Raw genomic sequence first — 19,809 nt, 5'->3', positions numbered from 1 at the left:
CGTGATCCACAAAACGAGAATTTTTTATGCCTTGGATACAATTAAGATTAAACACCACGGGACAACAAGCGGAAGCATTAGGCGATGAGCTGATGGAAAGTGGCGCAGTATCAGTCACCTTTCAGGATAGCCACGATACCCCTATTTTTGAGCCTCTGCCGGGCGAGACGCGTTTATGGGGTGATACCGATGTTATCGGCCTGTATGACGCTGAAATGGATATGAAAGCGGTTGTCAGCCAATTGGAGCAACTTCCACAACTGGGTAAAGGTTTTATCCACAAAATTGAACAACTGGAAGATAAAGATTGGGAACGAGAGTGGATGGATAACTTCCACCCTATGCGCTTCGGGAAGCGTCTGTGGATCTGCCCTAGCTGGCGCGAAGTGCCTGAACCAGAGGCCGTCAATGTCATGCTTGACCCTGGTTTGGCCTTCGGCACGGGTACTCATCCAACCACCTCCCTTTGCCTGCAATGGCTGGATGGCCTTGATCTGGCAGGTAAAACCGTGATCGACTTTGGTTGCGGCTCAGGCATATTGGCTATCGCAGCGCTGAAACTGGGCGCAAAACACGCCATCGGTATTGATATCGATCCACAAGCCATTCAAGCCAGCCGAGATAACGCCGAACGCAATGGTGTATCTGACCAATTAACCCTCTACCTGTCCAAAGATCAACCTAAAGACCTTGAATGCGATATCGTGATTGCCAATATTCTGGCAGGTCCTCTGCGTGAACTTGCTCCTGTCATTGGCTCCCTGCCTAAATCTGGTGGATTATTAGGCTTATCCGGTGTTCTGGCCAGTCAAGCTGATGGGGTAGCTCAGGCCTATGACAATGAATTCATTATTGATCCAATAGCTGAACAAGAAGAATGGTGTCGTATCACAGGGATTAAAAAATAATCAACTGATACCTATTGAAAAGCGTGATTATCCACTAAAATGATCCCCCAGGAGGTCAATTAGTGGTAATCCGCTCTGTTTATGATTAGAAATATAAGTAATAACAAATTTCAGCAATAAAATGTAACCATTTGTTATTTAACAGTAATCAACCAATTTTAAAAAAATCAACTGGAAAAAATCCGTTATAAATGTCGATTCGCTCAAAGTTTGGCCTTTCATATCTTGTGAAAAATGCGTAATATACGCGCCCTTAGTCACAGTTGACCACTCTTTCTTCGTCTATGCGTATCGGACAATACCAGTTGAAAAACTGTCTTATTGCGGCTCCTATGGCAGGCATAACAGATCGCCCGTTTCGATCTCTTTGCTACCAGATGGGAGCAGGAATGACAGTCTCAGAAATGCTTTCTTCCAATCCCCAGGTTTGGAAGACGGATAAATCACGGCTGCGTATGGTTCATAGCGACGAACCCGGAGTGCGTTCTGTACAAATAGCCGGTAGTGATCCCGATGAAATGGCGGCGGCAGCGAAAATTAACGTCGCTAATGGTGCCCAGATCATCGATATCAATATGGGGTGCCCAGCTAAGAAGGTGAATCGTAAGCTGGCAGGCTCTGCATTACTACGTTATCCAGAACTGGTTGAAAAAATCCTTTCTGCGGTAGTCAATGCAGTTGATGTGCCTGTCACTTTGAAGATCCGCACAGGTTGGTCACCGGAAGAACGTAACTGTGTAGAAATTGCCCAATTGGCCGAACGTTGTGGTATTCAGGCTCTTACGATACATGGCAGGACGCGATCTTGCCTGTTTAATGGTGAAGCCGAGTACGACAATATTCGGACAGTTAAGCAGACTGTTGCCATTCCAATTATTGCCAATGGCGACATTACTGACCCGCTAAAAGCCAGAGCAGTGCTTGAATACACTGGGGCTGATGCCCTGATGATAGGCCGTGCTGCTCAGGGAAGACCCTGGATCTTTCGGGAAATCCAGCATTATCTGGAAACAGGAGAATTGCTGCCACCGATGCCCCTTGGCGAAGTGCAGCGTTTAATGAGCGAGCATGTACGAGAACTGCATGACTTTTACGGTCAAGGCAAAGGAGTTCGTATTGCACGCAAGCATGTATCTTGGTATCTCAAGGAACATGCCCCTGATGACCAGTTTCGGCGCACATTCAACGCCATAGAGGATGCCAGCGAACAGCTGGAGGTGTTGAAGGCATACTTCGAAAATTTTTGCGTAAATAAAGAAAAGAGCTGACAGAACTATGTTCGAACAACGCGTAAATTCTGATGTACTAACCGTTGCTACTGTAAATTCACAAGATCAGGTAACTCAAAAACCTCTGCGTGATTCGGTTAAACAAGCACTGAAGAACTATTTTGCTCAACTGAACGGTCAAGACGTTAATGACCTGTATGAGCTGGTACTGGCTGAAGTAGAACAGCCACTGTTGGACATGGTGATGCAATACACCCGTGGCAACCAGACTCGCGCAGCACTGATGATGGGAATCAACCGTGGCACTCTGCGTAAGAAACTGAAAAAATATGGCATGAACTGATCCTAGTCAGTCAACATGTTGTTGAAGAAGCACTTTCTCTTTTGAGAAAGTGCTTTTTTTGTTTCTGAGTACCCCACATAAAAGTCCTCAGCATAAAAAATTCATTGGAAAACATAGGGACAAGCAAGAAGTGAAATTTGCGTTCAATGAGATGACCGATAACCTCAGCTTGGTTAAAGGCTAGTGAAAGGGATGACAGAGCAGTTATAGGGTGGTGTCGCAAGCCCTATGTCATGATTTGGAAACAAAAGCGTTATCACTCAGGGATAGGCATTCGGACATTGGGTGCCCATCCTCCCTTCGCAATATGAATATGTTATAAAGCCTACCGACGTAAGCAAAACAATGACCATAACGATGCTCAGACAATTTCTGAGGCCTGCCAACATGGCACAATCCGTCCGGTAAGAGTAAAAGCCTTGAACAGCGAGATGAGCAAACTTTTTTGAAAATGCGGCGACTTGTGGTGGAAGAAAAAACGCAACTGATCAACCATATCCGTAAATTGTTGGCTGAATAGGCTCTTATTAGACCCACTGACGTTGAAAGGTTTCGCGATATTTTATATTTTAATTGAAGACCAGCATTATTAAAGACATAAACTCCCAAAAACAGAAGAATTATGTTACTGGAATTTTTGCTTCTTATGTTTACAGCAAAAGTTAAAATTATAGTGTTCTTGAACTGGTTTATTAATTGTTTAAGAGCAATCTTTTAATGTTGTGGTGTTAAATGAAACAATAATGAATGAGTGAGAATTACACGTCTTTGTTAAAGCGGTTTTTACTATAGGAGGTTTTCTATGACCGAGTCTTTATCAATGGAATGTAATAAAAAAACAATGCTAAGCCGATTTTTTATTGCTGCTAAAAAATATCCAGAAAGAATAGCAATTAAAGAGAATAAAAGGGAACTGAGTTACCACGGATTACAAAATTTTATTATAAACATATCTAATGAATTACAAAAAAAAGGAGTTAAGCCAGGTGATAAAGTCGCTGTAGAACTTTCTCATTCTGTAGAATTGATAGCTACTTTATTAGCAGTGCAATATGTTGGAGCAGCATATATTCCAATTGATAAAAAAGCACCTAAAGAAAGAAATAATTTAATTATTAATGATGCTTGTCCAGTTTTAATCATCAATGATGACAGTTCAATTTTACATCATAGATGTGAAACAGAAAATACTAATTTCATGATTAATACTACACCAATGTCTATGGTATATGACGAATCATTATTACAAGAAACTGCATATATAATATATACATCTGGAACTACTGGCTCCCCAAAGGGAGTTCCAATTACTCACGAAAATTTACTCTCATTATTTAATGCAACAGAATGTTTTTATCGTTTCAATGAGACTGATATTACACTTTTATATCATTCTTATGCATTTGATTTTTCAGTATGGGAAATTTGGTCTGTTTTAGCCTATGGTGGCAGGTTAGTGATACCAGATGAAGAGACACGAATAACGCCATATAAGTTGGCTAAATTAGTTAAAGATGAAAAAGTTACTCTACTAAACCAAACACCGACGGCATTTTCTATTAATTCCCGTGCCCTTGCTGAATTCGGAATGGAAGAATTATCATTGCGTTTTATTATCTTTGGAGGAGAGAGATTAAACTTTCAAGCATTGAGAAATTGGTATAAACAGTTTGGTTTTAACTCACCTCAATTAGTTAATATGTATGGTATTACTGAAACTACCATTCACGCAAGTTGGCATGTTGTTAATGAAAATGATTTAGAAAATTTTGAGTCCACTATAGGATATCTATTACCTGGATTCGATTATGCTATCCGCCCAATAAGTGATGATAACGTAACTAACAAAAAAAGTGGTGAGCTTTTATTATCAGGTCATCAAGTAACCAAAGGATATTTAAACGATGAAACTAAGAACAAGGATAAGTTTATTTGGTTAGAAAACAATGGCATTTGGCATCGATATTACTGCTCTGGTGATTTAGTTTCTTATAACAAGAAAGGTGAATTAGTTTATTGTGGTCGATGTGATCAGCAAGTGAAAATAAATGGTTATAGAATCGAAATTGGAGAGATTGAATCAGTTCTAGCTAGATATGAAAAAATAAATGATATTTCAGTAATAGCTTCATATTCTGAAGTTAGTCGTGACTATTTGATTTGTTTTTTTACCTCTTCCACATCAGAAAAAGAATCCATTGGAGCTTTAACTAATTTAGCAAAAGAAAATTTACCAATATATATGAGACCATTGCGTTATAGAAAAATAGAAACCATACCTAAAACAATTAATGGGAAAATTGACAAAAAACTAATTTTAAATTACTTGGAGTAAATAAATGATAGATAACAATATATTAACTAATGAAAGCGATATAAAATTAAAAGCCTTAGATAGATATCTTTCCTTATTGGGAAGTATGTTAGAAAAAACAGTTAAATCTAATGATGATTTTATTGATGTTGGCGGTCATTCCATGATAGCAGTCTTATTAAATGAGAAAATAAAGAATGAATTCAATTTAATTTTGTCTATGGAGAAGCTTTTTAACGCTACGCTGTATGAAACATTTATTGAATCTACTTATATAAATAAATAATCAATTTAAAATAGGAAGTTTGTTATGTATCTTAAACTTAATAAAGAGCAATTAAATAATTTTCATAAAAATGGATTTATTGGTCCATTGACCATTTATTCCAAAGAAGAAGTGAATAAAGTGTGGAATGATGTTCGCCGCCAACTTCCTGATCGTAGTTATGCAGCATATCCTACTGATTCATATGGAGCAGCAACTAATATTTCGAACTACGATCGTCACTTAGATCTTGACTTACTTAGTCGACATATTATCCACCCTAAAATAATTGCTCCTGTTTCAAGCATTTTAGGAGATGACGTTTTATGCTGGAGAACTGAGTTTTTCCCAAAATATCCAGGAGATGAGGGGACAGATTGGCATCAAGCTGACACTTTCGCGAATGCCAGTGGTAAACCTCAAATTTTATGGCCAGGAGAAACAGAAGAGCAATTCGGTAAAGGAACATTAACGGTTTGGACTGCATTTACAGACGCCACAATTGAAAATGGTTGTTTACAAATCATTCCTGGTACTCATGTCAAAATGAATTATGATGAGACTAAATCAATGGAATATCAAAGCGATATTGTCAATAGTTTAACTAAGGATGGTATTCATCGTGGTTTTTTTGGTTACGATTATCGGCAATTGCAAATTGATCCAGACTGGAAGCCCGATGAAACTCAAGCCGTTTCTCTAGAAATGAAAGCAGGTCAGTGTGTGATCTTTTGGTCCACATTGATGCATGCCTCTCATCCAAATATGACTAAAGATAATTTCCGTATGGGGTTTGTAGCCCGTTATGCTCCCAGTTATGTGGATATCTATCCCAATACTGACCATGTTTACGAATATGGCGGGAATATACCTCTTGATAAATTTGGTTGTGTGATCGTATCAGGAAAAAATCGCTATAATAACAATAGAGTCATTTCTCATAACTTACGTGGACAACCGTTTACTCCATTATTTACACAATTATAAAAGGCATTTTTTATGACACAAATTCAGCGCTATCTGGACGATACGTATTGTTTTTTCTGCACGAGCGAAATAATTGCGATTGGTTCTGATGATTGGGGAAATTGGTTTATTCTAAAAGAGAATATTTTTCATCCGCAAGGTGGCGGTCAGCCGTCTGATATTGGGTGGGTGAATGATATATCTGTTAAAATCAGAAAACAGCCTACTAGCAGCCAGGTAGCTATCTATCCTGAATTACCTCTTCGCCATTCGCTGGGAGATAAAGTGATATCCAAAGTCTCGGTGGCAGACCGTATTTCTCACGCAGCATTACATACTACGGGTCATTTGCTGAACTGGGAGTTGCGCCAATATGGTTGGCTCGCTACTAAAGGTCATCATTTTCCTGGAGAATCACGAGTAGAATTTTCTCCAACAGGAGACCAAACCATACCGTTACATCAATTACCACTACAGGATATTGAAGCAGCTATTAGAATTAAATTATCTGATGGGAAGCAGGTAAAGACTTGGTATGAAGGCGACATCCGTTTGTGTTTAATTGAAGGCACTGAACCCGCCCCTTGCGCTGGTACACATGTTGATAATCTTAAAAAAATCAATGAATTTTCTATTAAATCAACCAAAGTCAAAAAGGGGATTCTGCGTATCAGCTATGACGCCAGCCATATTTTTTTGAGGTCAGACCATGCCTCGTAAGCAATTATCGAACATAGAACTGTATCTTTTAGATTTGGGATTACTGGTTATTGCCTTGTCTTGGGGGGCGAGTTATTCCCTGATGCAGCTCATCATTCAAGCTGGTGTCACTGTTCCGCTGTTTCTCATGCTTCGCTTTGCGTTAGCTGTACCGTTTATATTTATTGGTGCTCAAATACGCTTGCGTAAGATTACTCAAGGAGAATTAGTTAACGGCATACTATTTGGTGGTTTATTATACGCTATTTTGACATTAGAAACGCTGGGCGTGAAATATACGACGGCGGCTAATGCTGGGTTTCTTATTGCATTATCGGTAGTAATAGTGCCGTTCTTTGAGCGTGTATTTGGAAAACGTAAGCAAAGTAAATTGATTTACTGTACTTGCCTCTTATCTTTAGTTGGTGGAGGAATATTAAGTTTCGCCAATACGGGTAATTTCGGGGTTAATAAGGGAGACTTGCTCATCCTGCTGGCTGCTTTGATTCGTGGTTTCCAAATTTTCATGTTTGGTAAACAAACAGCAAGTAAACCCTATTCATTGATTAATATCACTCTGATTGAGTTGGTCACCGTTTCTCTATTAGGGTTCATTTTTGTTTTAACCATTGAACCTGTTTCATTACGCTTTATCCCTGCGATCTCTCTTAATGCCTGGGGATACATTTTATTTTTAAGTGTGATGGCAACTGCCTTTGCATTCCTCATGCAACTTTATGCTGCCAAAACAACGAGTCCGACACGAGTAGGATTAATTTTGTCTCTGGAACCCACTTTTGCGGCTCTATTTGCCATCATACTGATGGGGGAATCTATTGGTATTTTAAAAGGTATAGGAGGAGCAATTATAGTCTTTTCAGCTTTATTAGGGCGTATTGCCGAAGGGAGACGTTATGAATAATCAACGCCTTCAATTATTGATGTTTCATCATGCTGGCGGTAATTCATCCATATTTTCGGATTTTGCCAAACGTTGTTTTGATGATTTCAACGTCATTCAACTTGAAATGCCCGGGCGGGGGCGTCGTCGTCATGAACCATTAATGTATTGTGTTGATCATGTTATTAAGGATTTTGCATCACAAGTCCCACCTCAAGGTGATATTGTATTATTTGGATATAGCTTAGGGGCATATATTGCCTATGTAATGGCCTCATATTGCCGTAAGCTATCACCTAAAAGAAAGATTATCTTAGTCGTGATTTCTAATGAACCTATACATTGTCGTCGTAAATTCTTCTTAGGAGCTGGGGAATTCACTCATCAACAATTACTAAAATTTACAACAAAATTAGGTCAACTTCCTAAATGGTTACGGGAAGAATCTACAATGTTGCAAAGTTTTTTAAATGTATTGGAAGCAGACTTATGTGTTGCTAATTCGATTAGTGCAGAATTGTCTTCTCCATTGAACGATATTCCAATTTTAGTGGTTTATGGAAATAATGATCCACTATTGCCAACGCCTCCTTTACGTTGGCGGGAATGTACTCAAAAAACATTTAATATTATTGAGGTATCTGGGGATCATTTTATCTTGTCTGAACAAGAAACTCAGATATACAAAATAATGAAGGATTTTCTTAATAAAGTGGCATTTGACCGTCAACCATCAGGGAAAAGTGATAGCGACCAAAATAACCAACGATAATAAAAGCTCTTTATTATTAAAACACTCAATTCAATTGAGGATCTAAAATATCGATTAATTTAGATAATATTTTATCAACAATATTAGGTTCAGCCTGTGTGTAAAACAGTATGCTAAACGTTCTGGCCTTGTATCGAGCCATGAATTGATGAACAATCAGTTGTAAAATTTAGTTTACAACTGATTCAATCTAAGTACTACCATAAATGCTGCATCAAATAAGGCAGCGCTCTCATGGAAAAAATAAAAAGTTTTTATTGATTGGATTTTCGCAATTCTGTTACTGGCACACCAGCGATTCCCCAATTATCAGTTTCCACTTCATCAATAACGACTATGGTAGTTTTAGGATTTTTATTCAATACATCAACTAAAAGCTGAGTTGCTCCTTCCATCAACTGGCGCTTTTGCTCTGCAGTAACACCTTCACGGGTAATTTTAATATTTACGTATGGCATATATGCTCCTTAACATTATAACAGTATGGAAATGATGCTCAGATAAATGAGCGCGAAAAAATTAAAAAGAAAAACATATCGTGTGTGCATTCTATAACTCGTATCGAATGTCGATACAGACAAACTATTAGCAACAAAAACAGCATTAATTGATACGGGAGATAATAATTGAGTGGAAATAAACAAACATATCCATACCTGATAATCTGCCGCACTCCCAGACATATATGGTGAAAAGAGAGACCAAGACAGGCTAAAAAGAATTAATGGATGCAAACCAACTATACTAAAAATAGGTAAAATGAATAATATAACAGCATATTTTTGCCAATCGTATAAATCGCTCACCCATTGACTTAATTCACTTGGAATAGAATTTAAATAAAGAGAAACTGTCGATGCCAGCAAGCTACAGGATAAAAGCAATAAAATTTCAGAAGATATTGACTGAGTAGCTGTTGATATTCCTGAATTCATCAATGAATGTTTTCCACTTAGTCTATCTATAACAAAAATAATACCTGACGTTATTGCCAAACTCTGCAATGAATTAAATTTAAAAATTAACAATGATATTAAAATACCTGACCAAAACAGCACGGTGAATATTATAATCCGACTCAGTTCTGGTAACTCTTCATTAGCTTCATCTTTATCATTTACAATATTTACAGGTGTTTTTTCATTTAATACAAGACTAAAAATTAACAACGGAATACCAAGCAATGCTGTCTCTGATAACGAAATTTTCGGCATTGCAGAATAAACCGTAGCAGCCCCAATAGTTATGGGTATTAATACCATAGTAATAGAGACCATTCGAGAAACAATCATAGCCAACTGTAATCGTGGTTCAACTAATCTTTTCAAACTATCAATAACAAGAGGGATAGCACCAAGGCTCATTGGTAGTGTCATAAAAATCGTCACTCCAGCAATAAGAAGTGAACGATAACGAGGCTTATTTTTTACCAATAAACTACGGAGAAAATGGTCAAGAGGTAAAGATAACATTACCTGCCGAAGTAACCCCACCCCTAGTAACAACCAGAATACGTCTAAGTACCGATGCATTAAATCTGAAAGTGAAATTGAAGATAGTCTATTTCCTGAAATTAAAATAATAAAACAAACAGCAAAGATTAGGATTCCACTGCGGGCAGAAGTTTTTTTCCACCAAAAAGATATAGATGAAATCAAATAAATAATACAACAAGATCCAGCAATTAATTCCATTTCTATATTTTTTTTGTGGATACTATTGACGATAAGGAAAATGAAAAATGACGCCGTCATTATAGGCGTCACATTACATGATATAAGTTTTATCTGCTTAGGCAACATTCTCATTGTCCCAAACTCGGGTCTGGTATTCTGCGAGTTGCTGATACATTTCTTTTACACAACGCCCTGCATCAACCAAAAATCGAGAATTGACATGAGGACGAGGAAGTACATAAGTATAAAAATTTGCACCTTCAGCCAAATTACCTAATGCCCAAATATTTTTTAATGCTTGGCCCTTACTGGTAATAGGATGTTGCTGAGCGTCAATATCTATACCTCCTGGATGGTAACGTCGATTGAGGAATGGGCGAATGGTACCGCTGGATATTAAGTTACGCATCAGTTCTGAATTATCATCTATAGGTGAGAAATTAGCTATTTTAGCTTTAATGATAATATCACCTGTAGTTATATTCGTTTCATTCACAAATCGGGAGTGAATTTCAAAATGACCAGTGCTGGAATTAAGAGTCAGAGTAGCATTTTTTCCTCCAGCAAGGGTGACAATTCCCGCCTCTATGAGGGCTAACAACTGTGCATTACGTTGTTTTGGCGGACCAACAGCAATACGGTTGAATATTGGATTATAATGTTCTAGAAAATATTGGTGTGATTCCGGTGTAAGTCCTGAAAAATCAATTGCACCACGTAAAATATCTCTGACATCTCGTATCACATCGGTGGCAGCTTTCACCGGACCTTTCACGTTACCCTCTTCGGCTGCTTTTAGATCATCCTGTAAGAAAGTTTTAAACCAGCGAGTATAATCATGCAGATTAGAATGCATTTTCCCTTCATGAGGATACAGGATACGTAATATCGCGCTTTCTTCTTCCTTTCCCGGCTTCCAATTATTTGCATCAACCCAAATACCATCTAAAGTGCAACGGTATACGTAGCACATTTCTTTGAACAATAAAGGAAATATTTGAGTAGAGAAATCAAGTTGTGAATTTCCATTATCCTGCATATTTTTTCTACGCAAATCTTCTATTGCAGCAGAAGTAATAAATACTGGGCTATATTGGCCACCTGCTCCTTTCTGATTTACGCCTCGGCTACTAAATGGCAATGCTTGCCGTGAATATAGTGCAAGATTAGGCTCCTTCCCACTTGGTAAATAGGTTAGCTTACCATCCTGATAAGTAAATTTACCCCCCCGCCCCACTGTAAACTGGGATATTACGTCATAGGCAGTTAAACCAATACCTTGAATAAATACACGACAGTTTGGCTTTATCTCATTGAGTTTTTCAATAGGATAAGGATCTGAATAATAATTTAGCAGTGAATTTTTTTGAGTATTTGAAGACACAAAATGTTGTAAACAATAGTCATCGATTGATGGCATATTCCCACCATGACCAGTAGTAATATAGATAAAATCAACTAGAATCTGCTGATCATTATCCAGTACGACAATAGATCGGTCTTCACATTCAGAAAGTATGTTAATTGCTTTATGTTTAATCTGTTTAATATGAATGTTAGATGGTAAATCTCGTGTAAATTCTTGATATGCCCAATTCAGATATTCTCCGAGTAATTTACGTGGTAGATATTCATTAGGGCCAATAAGGTTACCTGTTGATGAACGAACATAATGACCATCAATATTTCTATAACCTTGTTCATTTGCCCACTGATGAAAACATGGACCCACTCGCAAAGGTCCCGCTCCTTTAACGGTTGTATCTCCAAATACAGTAATCTGGCAGGCAACTGTATTTACTAAAAGATGGTCAGGTTGATTTGGGCTGTGCGCCCCAGTTCCCATATCATTGCTATCAATTAAAATAATTTCAATATCGTTTGGGAAAGATTGTAATCCATTAAATGCACAGATACGTTCGAGAATACTTAACCCTCTCGGCCCCATTCCCAAAATAGCAATTGTCGTTCGTCGCATTTTAACTCTCTCTTATAAAAATCAATATAAACGCGTACTTTTGTAAAATTGATACTGGCTAATCCCAGCTGCAATAAATAGTGCAACGGCACCACATGCTGTCGCTCTCATCACAGCATCAGAACCTACACTTAAAACGCTTGTTAATAACGGCCCTATTATCTGGCCTATCCCATAAGTCAATGTTACAACGCCCAGGAGATTGATATTTTTAGGGACATAGAGTTGTTTTGCCAGTGACATAGCCAGAGATGTAGTACCCATAAAGGTTGCTCCAAATCCGATACAACTCAGGGTGAGCAAAAACGGAATATTGCTGAATAATGTCAACAGAACGCATATACCCTGAATTAATAAATTTACAGTCAGACATTTCAATATTCCCCAGCGTCGAGCGGCCCAAAGCCAACCATAACATCCGGGAATTATGGATAATCCCACAAATGACCATAAATGTTCGGTTAAGAGCGGTATTCCGGCATCTTTCGCCATCAAAGGGAGATAAGTAGCTACGATAATGTAACCAAATCCGGCTAAACCATAAAGTATGGCCAGTTGCCACCAATGCATGATCTGGCTTTCTCCTACTTGATTTTTTGTGGGAGAAAGTAAATAAGAACCAGAAGGTAATAACACAACTAACATTATTAGGATTAAACCAGATATAGCAGCAGCGCCAAGCCAGAGAGTATTGGCATCATACATATAGAGAAGGCCAACAATAACATATTCATTACCGATAAATATTCCAGTACCAACACCTGCAAATAACGAAGCTATTACTACAGGGCTACGGGTATTCTGCAAAACAATCATGGAACCAAAAATCATCGTACCTGCGCTGGCAACTCCAGCCAAAAATCGTATAAAGATGACTATAGTAGGTTGCATAAAGAAAGCCATTGCTAAAATAAGCCCTCCTGTGGAAACTGCTGATATTAATAACATCAAACGTGTACGGCTTGTGCTGTGAAAAAAACCAAATGAAAATAATAAACTACCTATCAAATAACCGGCATAGTTTGAACTGGCAATCCATGATAATTGTACAAAAGTGAATTTATTTTCATTTAGCATGACAGGTAGCATCGGTGTAAATAGAAAACGTCCTATTCCCATACCTAGTGCTAACACTAGCATACCAAAGATTGCTATTCGTAATTGATGATGCCTTTCTGATGTACTGTTTTGCTTCATTTTATATACCTACACAACGCGACACATGTTAATTAAATGTTGTATGCATATATAAGTCATAATAAAAAAGTTAACCGTAATCAAGCGCACATCTCGAGCTATTATTAAATTAATTTTATTCAAAAAAATAGCGCATCCAGAATTGGATAATTAATGAGCGCCTATTTTCTCACCCTGAATTTTAAGCTCGAGAGATCCCACACACTTTCAAATTAAACGTTTTATCATTTTTATTATTTCCGGTGTCACTTCCTAGAATTTTTTCGCAAGGTATCGTCTGTTTAGCATGCTGATGTACATCTATATTAGAACAATACTGGTTATTCCAATTCCTTTTCATTCAACTACCTTTCAAAAATTCACTTATTACGCCAATTCACAAAACATTATCACAATATTTATTTATAACATATTGTTTTATATATGAAATATAACTTTATTAATGATTTATATATGAAATATAACCTTATTAATGAACTATATATATTCTCATTTGAGAATAGTTACTATACATAATTAAATCAGCTAAAAATTTTAAAGTCTGAAAGTTAACAGTTAATCGGGTGTAAAGCGCTTCCATTTTTTGGTTACGTATTCAACCCATTGATGATTTTATATAATCACCATTTTTTCTGAGAAATTAAAAAGCAACAATTGAAGTAAAATGTCGATTTTGTCAGTAAACGGAATTCGTCAAAAAGCGTGGTAAAGGCGATGCCGGTCACCAACGCTATCACTATTTCTCCTGCAACCGAACCTTCCAACTGGAATACGCCTATCGAGCGTATCAAACAGGTATAAAAGAACACGTCGTTGATCTTGCTATGAACACGCAGGAATTCGTGATACTGCCCGCGCATTGCATATCAGTATTTTGGGCATGCATCGTTAATACACAGCCACTCTTAAGCTGGTTTCAATTAGTCTGATTTTAAAAAATAGGTAAATACCAGCCATGACAGATAGAGATCTGCATTGTTGCATAGTGACTGATTCATAATGTCCCGACCATGATTTGTCAATTCAGTACCTTGTTTCATATAGCTTTCTCCGTAAGAGTGTTACTGGTGGAAATGTTGGAAGGGATCGTAGAGATAATAAGTATGGACAGAGCGATTACAGCACCTGCGGTCACAAAGAGTGCATGAAGTGACAACGCTGAGACCATCCAGGCTCCCACTAAAGCCCCCATTCCGATTGCTCCGTTAAAAAACGAAACATAAACCGCAGATGCTGGAAACGTTTTATCGCCGGCCAGACGGAGAACCCAGGTTTGGAAGCCCACGAAAATCCCAGAAATTGCGACGCCCCATAAAACTATCGCTATCAGGATATCTGTGCGGGATAGTGATTCTGCTCTGATACCTAAGATCAGAAGAACAATCCCGATAAGCAAAGCAGACAGTGTGACCGTAGTTTTAAGGTGTTTATCAATGACAATGCCGGTCAGGAAATTACCGCCTAAACCTGCAATACCATAAATGAATAAGATTGTAGGGATGAAATCCTTCGAAAATATTAGTTGCGCATTGAGCCAGGGTTCGATGAAAGTAAACGCAGCAAAGTGTGCTGTAATAGCAAGTAATGTGGCCGCATAAATTTTCCACTGTATGGCTGAACTCAACACACTTTTTAAGGCGTTAATACCAATTGTACTTTTAGTTGTAACTTTAGGAACAAGAAGCATGATGCCAAAGAATGCAACCACACTCAGTAGTGCCATCAACCAAAACGCTTGGCGCCAACCAAAGTGCAAACCGATATAGTTAGACAAAGGGACACCCAATACGCTGGCGGCTGAAACTCCACCAAAGACAATTGATGTTGCTGTACCCAGATACTTTATCGGAACCATTGCTACCGTCGTCGCACCTATCATCGCCCAAAAAGCACCATGGGCTACAGATCCAATAACACGGGCAACCAAGAGCACTTCAAATGAATCAATGGTTGCAGACAAGATATTTGATACAGCCAAGATGATTGTCAGCGTTAACAACAGGATCTTTTTGGGGAAATTTCCCAAAAAAACAGACGCAAAAAGCGCACTTAATGCCCCACCCCATGCGTACAGTGATACCGTCATCCCAATGCTGGACTCTGAAGTATTAAGGCCATCTGCTATCGGTGTCAGCAGGCCAACAGGAGCCAGTTCAGTCGTCACAATAGTAAACGTTGATATTGCAAGAATAAACAAAGCTAGCCATGTCCTAAACGACATTTCAGGACTTTTAATTTTTGATGTCATGAATTACAACCTTTGAATAGATGTTAAATGTTGCCCCATTCTTTCATCTTCACATAATCAAAGAAATTTTCATTGGAGCTTACATATACTGGTTTTATGAGCGCAATTCGAGAAGTTCATGAACTGTACGCCACAAAAGTATTATTTTTTAGAACGCTTATTTAGCCCTTCAAATATCAAAATACTACGATGAATTTTCATGAGAATTGTTAATTTTGTAATTCATTTTTGATATCACTAAATAGGTTTTCATCATACTGATGAGTATCAGATGTTGGAGTTCCTTACCTCGCACGGGGTAGGAAATACGCCTATCATTTTGAAACGCTATTTAGCCTTATTATTCGCACTCAATAATTTACAAATTATTTGCATAAGATTTAAATTGATATAATGTGAAAAAATGAGCGGATAATGTGTTTGTCATTCAATATGCCACTCAATTAATGGAATGGAGAATTTGTGGACAACATTAATAATAAGCTACCCAGCATAAAACAGTTACAATGTTTTTTAGCCGTTGCTCAAGAGCTTAATTTTAGAAGGGCAGCAGAAAGGCTACATATGACACAGCCTCCCCTGACTCGTCATATCAAATGCCTCGAAGAAACTCTCGGTTGTGATCTTTTTACCCGGAATACTCATGAAGTTCATCTGACAAACAACGGGTTGATGCTGGTTGAAAAAGCAACACACCTCATCAATGAATTCACTCTGTTCATGCGTGAAATTAAAAATGAGGAAGTTTATTTACGTATTGGACTTACTTGTACGCTAAATTTTAACAATATATCGGAGCTCCATAATAAGATTAAAGCTCTTATGACAGGAGATGAAATTGACACACCGCATCTGGTTTCTAGCCAGCTCTTACATTTTCTTGCAAAAGGTAAAATGGATATTGTTATTATAGGAGAGAAGAGTCTACATAATGAACATGAGCTTAAATTTTACTTGCTCTACCGTGAACCCCTTTTGCTCGCAATGCCGTCTTCTCATCCCGCTAGTCTGAAAGAAAAAGTTTCTCTTACAGAGGTTTCAGATCTCCCCCTTTTTTGGTTTTCAAGAAATGCAAATCCCATTTTTTATGACAAATGTGAAAATTATTTTCAACAATTACCGTTCTTATTAAAGAGATGTAAGGAACCTGATGATTCACTGGTCATGCTTTCTGATATTTCAAGAGGAAAAGGAATGGCGCTCATGCCCCGTTCTATATGTATTTCTAATCAAAAAGGACTTTGTTACAGAGAATTAGATGACGTTGCTGCTCAATCTTTGAATATTGATGTCTATGCAGTCATACGTAAGAGTGAAACCAGAGAAATAGTCATTAATAGTTTAAACAGTTTACTTAATAATAAAGAGAACTAAAACAGTATTATTGAAGTGATCAATAAAAATTGGTTACTTCAAATTGAGCGATATACTCCCTTGAATTGAGAATGAAGACTGTTTATTTTTAGTCCATTTTCTCACTCTCCTTGATCCCAAAATTATCACTATTTTTCTTGCTCACATAACCAGGTTTTCTAATAGATAATCTATAAAAAGACGATTCTTACGTTGAAGTTGCACATTATTTGGAAATACAATCGATATTTCCTGCTTTGGTAGATGATATTCAGGGAAAAGTTCTACCAAAGTACCGGATGCTATATCCCCATTGATAAACCATTCTGGTAGTATAGATACGCCTAAACCAGACAAGGTTAGGGAGCGAATTGCAGAAATGTTATTTGAGGCATATTTCACTTTCCCACGGACATTGATCTTGGGATAAATAGGATGATTTAATTCCCATTGAGTTGGGTTTTGTAAGTTAGTGTTGGCAATCCAGTTAACTTTATTCAGATCTATTGGTTCAATAACGGAGTTTTGTTCGATCCAATCTGGGGCAGCCACTAGTTTAATTTTATAAGTAGCCAGATGCCTGCTTTTCAGTGTTGAATCATTTAATATCCCCAGTCGAATCGCAAGATCAATTCTTTCTGTAATTAAATCATTTAAAGTTGAGTCAGCAAAATAACCAACTTCTAATTGAGGATAAATTTTACAGAATTGACTGATTAAAGGAAGAAGAAATTTTTCACCAAACTCAACGGTGGAAGTAATACGTAATTTCCCAGCCAGGGAGTGATGTCGTTCCGCAACATTATCAAAAGCATCCTGAATGTTATTAAATATCTTTTTAAAATCCTCATAAAACTCTCTTCCTGCTTCTGTTAATGCAATGCCACGAGTATTACGCACTAACAATGGTATGTTTAAATCTTCTTCGAGTGTTTTCACATGAATGCTGGCTACGGCTTTGCTAATAAATAAGGTTTCCGCTGCACGAGTGAAAGATCCGCATTCTACTACGGTAATAAATGTTTGTATCCGGTTGAGATGAGGTTGCATTTTCATTGTTAAATCTAATTAAATTAAATGTTTAAATTAAATTAATAGACTAAATAAGTCAATGGTTATTAAACTTCCTGAACGGAGGTAAAATAATGAGTTATCGCTATCGTATTGCATTAATATTTTTGCTTGGTTTCTTTATTGATTGCATCAATATTTTTATGTCGTCAATTGCTTTGCCCAATATTGCCGATCAAATGTCTGTTTCTGAATCTAGTGTAGCTTGGGTATCCAATAGTTATATTCTGGGTTTGACACTTATTATACCTATTAGTAGCTGGTTAGCTGAACGATTTGGCACACGGCAAATCATGGCAGCTTCGATGCTACTTTTCTCTATAGCTGCTCTGTTTTCTGGTCTGGCGGAACATTTCTATGATTTAGTATTGTGGCGCTTTATTCAAGGACTAGGAGGCGGTTTGTTGATTCCGGTCGGGCAAGCGTTAACCTTTGGGTTGTTTAAAAAACATGAACGGGCAAAAATCTCGACATTGGTTATGACTGTTGCACTCATTGCACCGGCTATTTCCCCGAGTGTTGGGGGGGCTATTGTTGATCACTATAGCTGGAATTGGGTGTTTCTTAGCAATATACCTTTCAGCTTGCTAGCATCCATTCTTTCATTTATTTGGATGCGTAATGAAACAATTTCTGCTCAAAAACCTGATTTAAAGGGGTTGTTATTAGTTAGCTTAGCATTGGTATTTTTGTTATTAGGGCTTTCTATGTACGCTAATGCAACCTTAAAATGGCTGCCAGTTATTTTCTTGACCAGTGGCGCTTTTTTTACTTTGTTTTATATACGACATTACCATCGTGTGCAAAATGCTATTCTGGATCTGTCTGTAATAAAAAATACTCGCATGGGTATTTCAGTATTGATTTATCACTCAATTCCAGGTGTATTTACTGGAGTTAATCTGCTGAATATTTTTTACCTGCAACAACAACTAGGATGGTCAGCGGAAAAAACCGGATCTCTCATGATCTTATATGCTATTGGTGCATTTGGTGCCATATTAATATGTGGACGAATGTATAACCGTTTGGGCGCCTATCGTCTATTTTTATGTGGGATTGTACTTCATGCTATTGGTATTGCTTTCTTAGCTACCATTAATCATGCAAACGATGTACTCGGCTTGATTGTCGCGTATTTGCTGATGGGAATTGGTGGAGGCATTGGTGCTAACACGGCACAGACAACTGCGCTAATGGATTTTACCAATGAAAAATTATCCCGTGCCAGTGTGATTTGGAATATCAATCGTCAAATGTCATTTAGTATTGGCACGGCGTTATTCACCATGATTTTTAATTTATTACAGCAAAGATCTATTTCTACTAATGCGTATCACTTAACTTTTATCCTTGCAGCGATAATCGGTTTATTACCTTTAACCATTCTGCATAATTTAAAAAAACACGCGGAGAAAATATGCGAAAACAAAAAGAGTTAATTGCCTGCCAAAGTGTTATTGATATTCATCAATGGATTGAAAATGTTTTTACCAATAAACAGGAAGATAATTCTGACTCATTGAATAAACTACTAAATAGTTTTACCCCTGATTTTACTATGATCACTTTGGCTGGTCAGCATGTCTCATTAAATCAAGTAAAAGAAATGTTTGTTAATAGTATGGGTTCCAGACCAAATTTTAAAATTGAAGTTGATAACTGTACTGTGATCGCATTTAGTAAAGAATATGTTGCGGTGCGTTATCGTGAAAAACAGACCAAAGATGGCAATACGAATTACCGTTGGTCATTGGCAGTTATCTCATTCCATAATGATCATCCTCAATGGCATTATTTACATGAAACAGCGATTTCAGAATAAAATTTTACTCAGGCATGGTTAAATATCCAATTATTCAAGTAAATAGGTTTTCATAATACTGAGA

General features: G+C 37.5%; 18 protein-coding genes and 1 pseudogene. 13 read left to right on the top strand and 6 right to left on the bottom strand.

Translation table 11 applies throughout. From position 1 onward, the window contains the following. Nucleotides 1–26: 26 nt before the first annotated feature. The 9 genes from prmA to WDV74_RS01670 all read left to right on the top strand — a co-directional run bounded on the left by prmA (nucleotide 27) and on the right by WDV74_RS01670 (nucleotide 8,397). Complete coding sequence (prmA, locus tag WDV74_RS01710) at nucleotides 27–908, top strand: 50S ribosomal protein L11 methyltransferase (protein ID WP_338884209.1); 882 nt, start codon at nucleotides 27–29, stop codon at nucleotides 906–908. Between the two features lie 284 nt (nucleotides 909–1,192). Next, nucleotides 1,193–2,176, top strand: a complete 984-nt coding sequence (gene dusB, locus WDV74_RS01705) for a tRNA dihydrouridine synthase DusB (protein ID WP_189759140.1) — start codon at nucleotides 1,193–1,195, stop codon at nucleotides 2,174–2,176. Nucleotides 2,177–2,183: 7 nt separating this feature from the next. Further along, entirely contained in the window at nucleotides 2,184–2,480 is a 297-nt protein-coding gene (gene fis, locus WDV74_RS01700) for a DNA-binding transcriptional regulator Fis (RefSeq protein ID WP_010847912.1), read from the top strand. A gap of 802 nt (nucleotides 2,481–3,282) precedes the next feature. Continuing rightward, nucleotides 3,283–4,815: an amino acid adenylation domain-containing protein gene (locus WDV74_RS01695; protein WP_338884208.1), complete on the top strand. Its 1,533-nt coding sequence runs from the start codon at nucleotides 3,283–3,285 to the stop codon at nucleotides 4,813–4,815. Between the two features lie 4 nt (nucleotides 4,816–4,819). After that, on the top strand, nucleotides 4,820–5,080 hold the full coding sequence (locus WDV74_RS01690) for a phosphopantetheine-binding protein (RefSeq protein WP_338804345.1): 261 nt from the start codon (nucleotides 4,820–4,822) through the stop codon (nucleotides 5,078–5,080). A 24-nt stretch (nucleotides 5,081–5,104) separates the two neighbouring features. Beyond that, nucleotides 5,105–6,046 (top strand): chlorinating enzyme, encoded by a 942-nt coding sequence (locus WDV74_RS01685; RefSeq protein ID WP_338884207.1) that lies wholly within the window; start codon nucleotides 5,105–5,107, stop codon nucleotides 6,044–6,046. Nucleotides 6,047–6,058: 12 nt separating this feature from the next. Beyond that, on the top strand, nucleotides 6,059–6,745 hold the full coding sequence (locus WDV74_RS01680; RefSeq protein ID WP_338884206.1) for a hypothetical protein: 687 nt from the start codon (nucleotides 6,059–6,061) through the stop codon (nucleotides 6,743–6,745). After that, on the top strand, nucleotides 6,735–7,646 hold the full coding sequence (locus WDV74_RS01675) for an EamA family transporter (RefSeq protein WP_338884205.1): 912 nt from the start codon (nucleotides 6,735–6,737) through the stop codon (nucleotides 7,644–7,646). The genes WDV74_RS01680 and WDV74_RS01675 overlap by 11 nt, the downstream gene beginning before the upstream one ends. Beyond that, nucleotides 7,639–8,397 (top strand): alpha/beta fold hydrolase, encoded by a 759-nt coding sequence (locus tag WDV74_RS01670; protein WP_338884204.1) that lies wholly within the window; start codon nucleotides 7,639–7,641, stop codon nucleotides 8,395–8,397. The genes WDV74_RS01675 and WDV74_RS01670 overlap by 8 nt, the downstream gene beginning before the upstream one ends. A gap of 254 nt (nucleotides 8,398–8,651) precedes the next feature. Here the strand turns inward: WDV74_RS01670 and WDV74_RS01665 are convergent, their stop codons facing one another. Genes WDV74_RS01665 through WDV74_RS01650 form a run of 4 tightly spaced genes read right to left on the bottom strand, consistent with a single transcriptional unit; the run spans nucleotide 8,652 to nucleotide 13,248 of the window. After that, a complete protein-coding gene (locus WDV74_RS01665) occupies nucleotides 8,652–8,855 on the bottom strand; it encodes a 4-oxalocrotonate tautomerase family protein (protein WP_338884203.1) in 204 nt (67 codons plus the stop codon). A gap of 15 nt (nucleotides 8,856–8,870) precedes the next feature. Continuing rightward, the gene (locus tag WDV74_RS01660; protein WP_338884202.1) at nucleotides 8,871–10,151 is read right to left on the bottom strand and encodes a hypothetical protein; all 1,281 of its coding nucleotides are present in this window, start codon (nucleotides 10,149–10,151) and stop codon (nucleotides 8,871–8,873) included. 37 nt (nucleotides 10,152–10,188) lie between these two features. Then, the gene (locus WDV74_RS01655; protein WP_338884201.1) at nucleotides 10,189–12,051 is read right to left on the bottom strand and encodes an FAD/NAD(P)-binding protein; all 1,863 of its coding nucleotides are present in this window, start codon (nucleotides 12,049–12,051) and stop codon (nucleotides 10,189–10,191) included. A 21-nt stretch (nucleotides 12,052–12,072) separates the two neighbouring features. Continuing rightward, nucleotides 12,073–13,248 carry an MFS transporter gene (locus WDV74_RS01650; RefSeq protein ID WP_338884200.1) on the bottom strand — a complete coding sequence of 392 codons (1,176 nt, stop codon included), beginning with the start codon at nucleotides 13,246–13,248 and terminating at the stop codon, nucleotides 12,073–12,075. Between the two features lie 653 nt (nucleotides 13,249–13,901). Here WDV74_RS01650 and WDV74_RS01645 point away from each other — a divergent pair. After that, nucleotides 13,902–14,122, top strand: a pseudogene (locus WDV74_RS01645) (IS1-like element transposase); the annotation flags it as partial. A gap of 162 nt (nucleotides 14,123–14,284) precedes the next feature. Here the strand turns inward: WDV74_RS01645 and WDV74_RS01640 are convergent. Beyond that, nucleotides 14,285–15,496, bottom strand: a complete 1,212-nt coding sequence (locus WDV74_RS01640) for an MFS transporter (protein ID WP_338884199.1) — start codon at nucleotides 15,494–15,496, stop codon at nucleotides 14,285–14,287. A gap of 462 nt (nucleotides 15,497–15,958) precedes the next feature. Here WDV74_RS01640 and WDV74_RS01635 point away from each other — a divergent pair, with 462 nt between their 5' ends. Beyond that, a complete protein-coding gene (locus WDV74_RS01635) occupies nucleotides 15,959–16,870 on the top strand; it encodes a LysR family transcriptional regulator (RefSeq protein ID WP_338884198.1) in 912 nt (303 codons plus the stop codon). Nucleotides 16,871–17,011: 141 nt separating this feature from the next. Here WDV74_RS01635 and WDV74_RS01630 read toward each other — a convergent pair whose 3' ends face one another. Beyond that, the gene (locus WDV74_RS01630; protein WP_338884197.1) at nucleotides 17,012–17,905 is read right to left on the bottom strand and encodes a LysR family transcriptional regulator; all 894 of its coding nucleotides are present in this window, start codon (nucleotides 17,903–17,905) and stop codon (nucleotides 17,012–17,014) included. An 89-nt stretch (nucleotides 17,906–17,994) separates the two neighbouring features. On the opposite strand from WDV74_RS01630, the gene WDV74_RS01625 reads away from it, so the two are divergent. Beyond that, nucleotides 17,995–19,362: an MFS transporter gene (locus WDV74_RS01625; protein WP_338884196.1), complete on the top strand. Its 1,368-nt coding sequence runs from the start codon at nucleotides 17,995–17,997 to the stop codon at nucleotides 19,360–19,362. Then, entirely contained in the window at nucleotides 19,341–19,745 is a 405-nt protein-coding gene (locus WDV74_RS01620; RefSeq protein ID WP_338804335.1) for a hypothetical protein, read from the top strand. The genes WDV74_RS01625 and WDV74_RS01620 overlap by 22 nt, the downstream gene beginning before the upstream one ends. Nucleotides 19,746–19,809 lie beyond the last annotated feature (64 nt).

The sequence above is a fragment of the Xenorhabdus sp. TH1 genome (assembly GCF_037260955.1).
GTDB lineage: Bacteria > Pseudomonadota > Gammaproteobacteria > Enterobacterales > Enterobacteriaceae > Xenorhabdus > Xenorhabdus griffiniae.
The sequence above is the reverse complement of the archived record's forward strand: the minus strand, read 5'-3'. Positions and strand labels throughout refer to the sequence as shown.

Coding starts and splice junctions, on each gene's coding strand:
- prmA (WP_338884209.1), top strand. CDS start 27: ATGCCTTGGATACAATTAAGATTAAACACCACGGGACAACAAGCGGAA.
- dusB (WP_189759140.1), top strand. CDS start 1,193: ATGCGTATCGGACAATACCAGTTGAAAAACTGTCTTATTGCGGCTCCT.
- fis (WP_010847912.1), top strand. CDS start 2,184: ATGTTCGAACAACGCGTAAATTCTGATGTACTAACCGTTGCTACTGTA.
- WDV74_RS01695 (WP_338884208.1), top strand. CDS start 3,283: ATGACCGAGTCTTTATCAATGGAATGTAATAAAAAAACAATGCTAAGC.
- WDV74_RS01690 (WP_338804345.1), top strand. CDS start 4,820: ATGATAGATAACAATATATTAACTAATGAAAGCGATATAAAATTAAAA.
- WDV74_RS01685 (WP_338884207.1), top strand. CDS start 5,105: ATGTATCTTAAACTTAATAAAGAGCAATTAAATAATTTTCATAAAAAT.
- WDV74_RS01680 (WP_338884206.1), top strand. CDS start 6,059: ATGACACAAATTCAGCGCTATCTGGACGATACGTATTGTTTTTTCTGC.
- WDV74_RS01675 (WP_338884205.1), top strand. CDS start 6,735: ATGCCTCGTAAGCAATTATCGAACATAGAACTGTATCTTTTAGATTTG.
- WDV74_RS01670 (WP_338884204.1), top strand. CDS start 7,639: ATGAATAATCAACGCCTTCAATTATTGATGTTTCATCATGCTGGCGGT.
- WDV74_RS01665 (WP_338884203.1), bottom strand. CDS start 8,855: ATGCCATACGTAAATATTAAAATTACCCGTGAAGGTGTTACTGCAGAG.
- WDV74_RS01660 (WP_338884202.1), bottom strand. CDS start 10,151: ATGACGGCGTCATTTTTCATTTTCCTTATCGTCAATAGTATCCACAAA.
- WDV74_RS01655 (WP_338884201.1), bottom strand. CDS start 12,051: ATGCGACGAACGACAATTGCTATTTTGGGAATGGGGCCGAGAGGGTTA.
- WDV74_RS01650 (WP_338884200.1), bottom strand. CDS start 13,248: ATGAAGCAAAACAGTACATCAGAAAGGCATCATCAATTACGAATAGCA.
- WDV74_RS01640 (WP_338884199.1), bottom strand. CDS start 15,496: ATGACATCAAAAATTAAAAGTCCTGAAATGTCGTTTAGGACATGGCTA.
- WDV74_RS01630 (WP_338884197.1), bottom strand. CDS start 17,905: ATGAAAATGCAACCTCATCTCAACCGGATACAAACATTTATTACCGTA.
- WDV74_RS01625 (WP_338884196.1), top strand. CDS start 17,995: ATGAGTTATCGCTATCGTATTGCATTAATATTTTTGCTTGGTTTCTTT.
- WDV74_RS01620 (WP_338804335.1), top strand. CDS start 19,341: ATGCGAAAACAAAAAGAGTTAATTGCCTGCCAAAGTGTTATTGATATT.